Origin of the sequence: Actinomadura geliboluensis (assembly GCF_005889745.1) — a bacterium.
GTDB lineage: Bacteria > Actinomycetota > Actinomycetes > Streptosporangiales > Streptosporangiaceae > Spirillospora > Spirillospora geliboluensis.
On sequence record NZ_VCKZ01000666.1, the window covers coordinates 1 to 2617 of the forward strand.

The following is a 2617-nucleotide window of genomic DNA, read 5'->3' on the forward strand; positions in this document are numbered from 1 at the left end:
CCCCCAGGCACCCCGTCACCGTCCGGCACCCCACCGCCCGCCTCGGCAACACCAGAGGGACCGAGCACCACACCACCTGGGCCGCGGCTGATCATTCCGACACCGAGCGGACGCCCCTTCACACAGGCGCACGCGGTGCGGTACGCCGCCGAGCCCTGGCTGGTGTTCGCGTGCGGGCGCTACGAGGGCATCGACTCCCGTGTCGCCGAGGAGGCCCGCACTCGCATGCCTGTGGACGAGGTCAGCCTCGGCGACTTCGTCCTCGCCGGCGGGGAGGTCGCGGTGCTGGTGATGATCGAGGCGATCGGACGGCTCCTGCCCGGCGTCCTCGGCAACGCCGACTCGGTCGCGGACGACTCCTTCGCCCCCGGCGCCATGGAGTCGCTGCTGGAAGGCCCCGTCTACACCAAGCCGCCAGTCTGGCGGGACCGGCCGGTCCCAGAGGTCCTCCTCTCAGGCCACCACGGCGCGATCGCGCGCTGGCGGCGCGACGAGGCACTCCGCCGGACGGCCCGGCACCGTCCCGAACTCCTGGGCCGCTTCGCCCCGGAGGACCTCGACAGGCGGGACCGCGACGTCCTCCGCGAGGCCGGTTTTCCGGTTGACGGCGAAGGTATGGCAGACTAGAGCGTCCGTGCGTCGAGAACGCATGGCACCCGAAGACCATTTTCCGCGGCGCGACGCCCCCACGAAAGACCCACCGGGGCCTCTCGACGCCCGCGTTCGACCACGAGGAACCGCTGCGATGCACACCCTGATCCAGGAGATCGAGAAGGCCGCGATGCGCGCCGACGTCCCGGACTTCCGTCCGGGCGACACGCTGAAGGTGCACGTGCGCGTCACCGAGGGAAACCGTAGCCGTATCCAGATCTTCCAGGGCGTGGTGATCCGGCGGCAGGGCGGCGGCGCCCGCGAGACGTTCACCGTCCGGAAGGTCAGCTACAGCGTCGGCGTCGAGCGGACGTTCCCGCTCAACAGCCCCTCGATCGACAAGATCGAGGTCGTCACCCGCGGCGACGTGCGCCGCGCCAAGCTCTACTACCTGCGCAACCTGCGCGGCAAGGCCGCGCGCATCAAGGAGAAGCGCGAGCACTGAGCCGATGGACCACGACGCCCCGGGAACCCGAGAGGGTGCCCGGGGCGTTGCCCGTTCCGGACGGACGCGACCGGCCCGGGCGTCGGCGACACGCCCGCGGGCGGCGCCCCGCGGGCTCGGCGCCGCTAGGCTTTCGCTCTGATGACTGACGAGGACGATCGGAGAGACGTGCGATCCGAGGCCGAGGGCGCGGTGCCCGAAGAGAAGGAGCCCGTGGACTCGGCCGGGGAGCAGGCCGACGACGCCGAAGACGACGGCAAGGGCAAGAAGAAGCAGGGGTCGTTCTGGAAGGAACTCCCCGTCCTGATCGTCGTCGCCGTCGTGCTGGCGCTCGTCATCAAGGCGTTCGCGGTGCAGGCGTTCTACATCCCGTCCGGCTCGATGGAGAACACCCTCCAGGTCGGCGACCGCGTCCTCGTCAACAAGATCGTCTACCACACCCGCGACATCGCCCGCGGCGACGTCATCGTCTTCAACGGCCTCGACTCCTGGGACCCCGAGGTCCAGGTCAACGAGCCGAGCAACCCCGTCTCCAAGGTGCTGCGGGCCATCGGCACCGCGTTCGGTGTGGCGCCCAACGAGAAGGACTACATCAAGCGCGTCATCGGCATCCCCGGCGACCACGTCAAATGCTGCGACGCCAAGGGCCGGGTCACCGTCAACGGCGTTCCGCTGGACGAGAAGTCCTACATCTTCACCGACCCGATCACGCACGAGCAGAACAAGCCGTCCAACGACCCGTTCGACGTCACCGTGAAGCCGGGCCAGCTCTGGGTCATGGGCGACCATCGCGAACTCTCCTACGACTCCCGCTCCCACCGCGGCGACCCCGGCGGCGGCACCATCCCGATCGACCGCGTCATCGGCCGCGCCTTCGTCATCGTCTGGCCCCTGGACCGCATCGGCACCCTCCCGATCCCCGCCACCTTCAAGCAACCAGCCTTGGAGAAATCAGCGGCCCTAGCGGCACCCGCCACCCCCTACGCCCTGGGCGTCCTCATCACATTCCCCCTCGCCTACCTACGCCGCCGCCACCACACCAAGAACCCCTAAGCACCACACCCGCGCACCAAAGACCCCAACCCCCACCGCGCGCAGCACCGGCAGCCACGGCAGCCATGCCGCGCCACCGCGCGCAACACGCCGCGCCACGCGACGCCACCACGCTGCGGCACGCCATCGCGCGGTGCACATCGCGCCGCAACGCCACGCATGGCCACGGGACCCGGGCCAGCCACACGTCGTGACTGCAAGCCGGCCGGACGGCGTGTGACCTCCGCAAGGCACCGCGCGCCGTGCTTGAGCTCCAGGCAAGTCATGCGCGCCGTACGAACGTGACATCGCGCCACACATGTTCTCCTGGCGTAGCGGCGTAACCTCACCGGCGCAGGGGTGAGCCTGTAACTCGAAGTGTGTAAAGATGATCTTGTTGTGGGTCTGGTTGTCTTTACTGGATGCGGTCTGGGTAGGCGTCGGCGAGTTCGTTGAGGGCTTCGGCCCACCCGTAGGTCTTCTGGCCCT

At 69.4% G+C, this 2617-nt stretch carries 3 protein-coding genes; all 3 read left to right on the forward strand.

Translation table 11 applies throughout. The features are described 5' to 3' along the window. Positions 1-627: tRNA (guanine(37)-N(1))-methyltransferase (gene trmD, locus ETD96_RS43250; RefSeq protein ID WP_138642267.1), on the forward strand; the 627-nt coding region annotated here is incomplete at its 5' end. Positions 628-745: 118 nt separating this feature from the next. Further along, positions 746-1096: a 50S ribosomal protein L19 gene (gene rplS / locus ETD96_RS43255; RefSeq protein ID WP_067632127.1), complete on the forward strand. Its 351-nt coding sequence runs from the start codon at positions 746-748 to the stop codon at positions 1094-1096. 168 nt (positions 1097-1264) lie between these two features. Continuing rightward, complete coding sequence (gene lepB, locus ETD96_RS43260; protein WP_240808642.1) at positions 1265-2149, forward strand: signal peptidase I; 885 nt, start codon at positions 1265-1267, stop codon at positions 2147-2149. Positions 2150-2617 lie beyond the last annotated feature (468 nt).

Coding starts and splice junctions, on each gene's coding strand:
- rplS (WP_067632127.1), top strand. CDS start 746: ATGCACACCCTGATCCAGGAGATCGAGAAGGCCGCGATGCGCGCCGAC.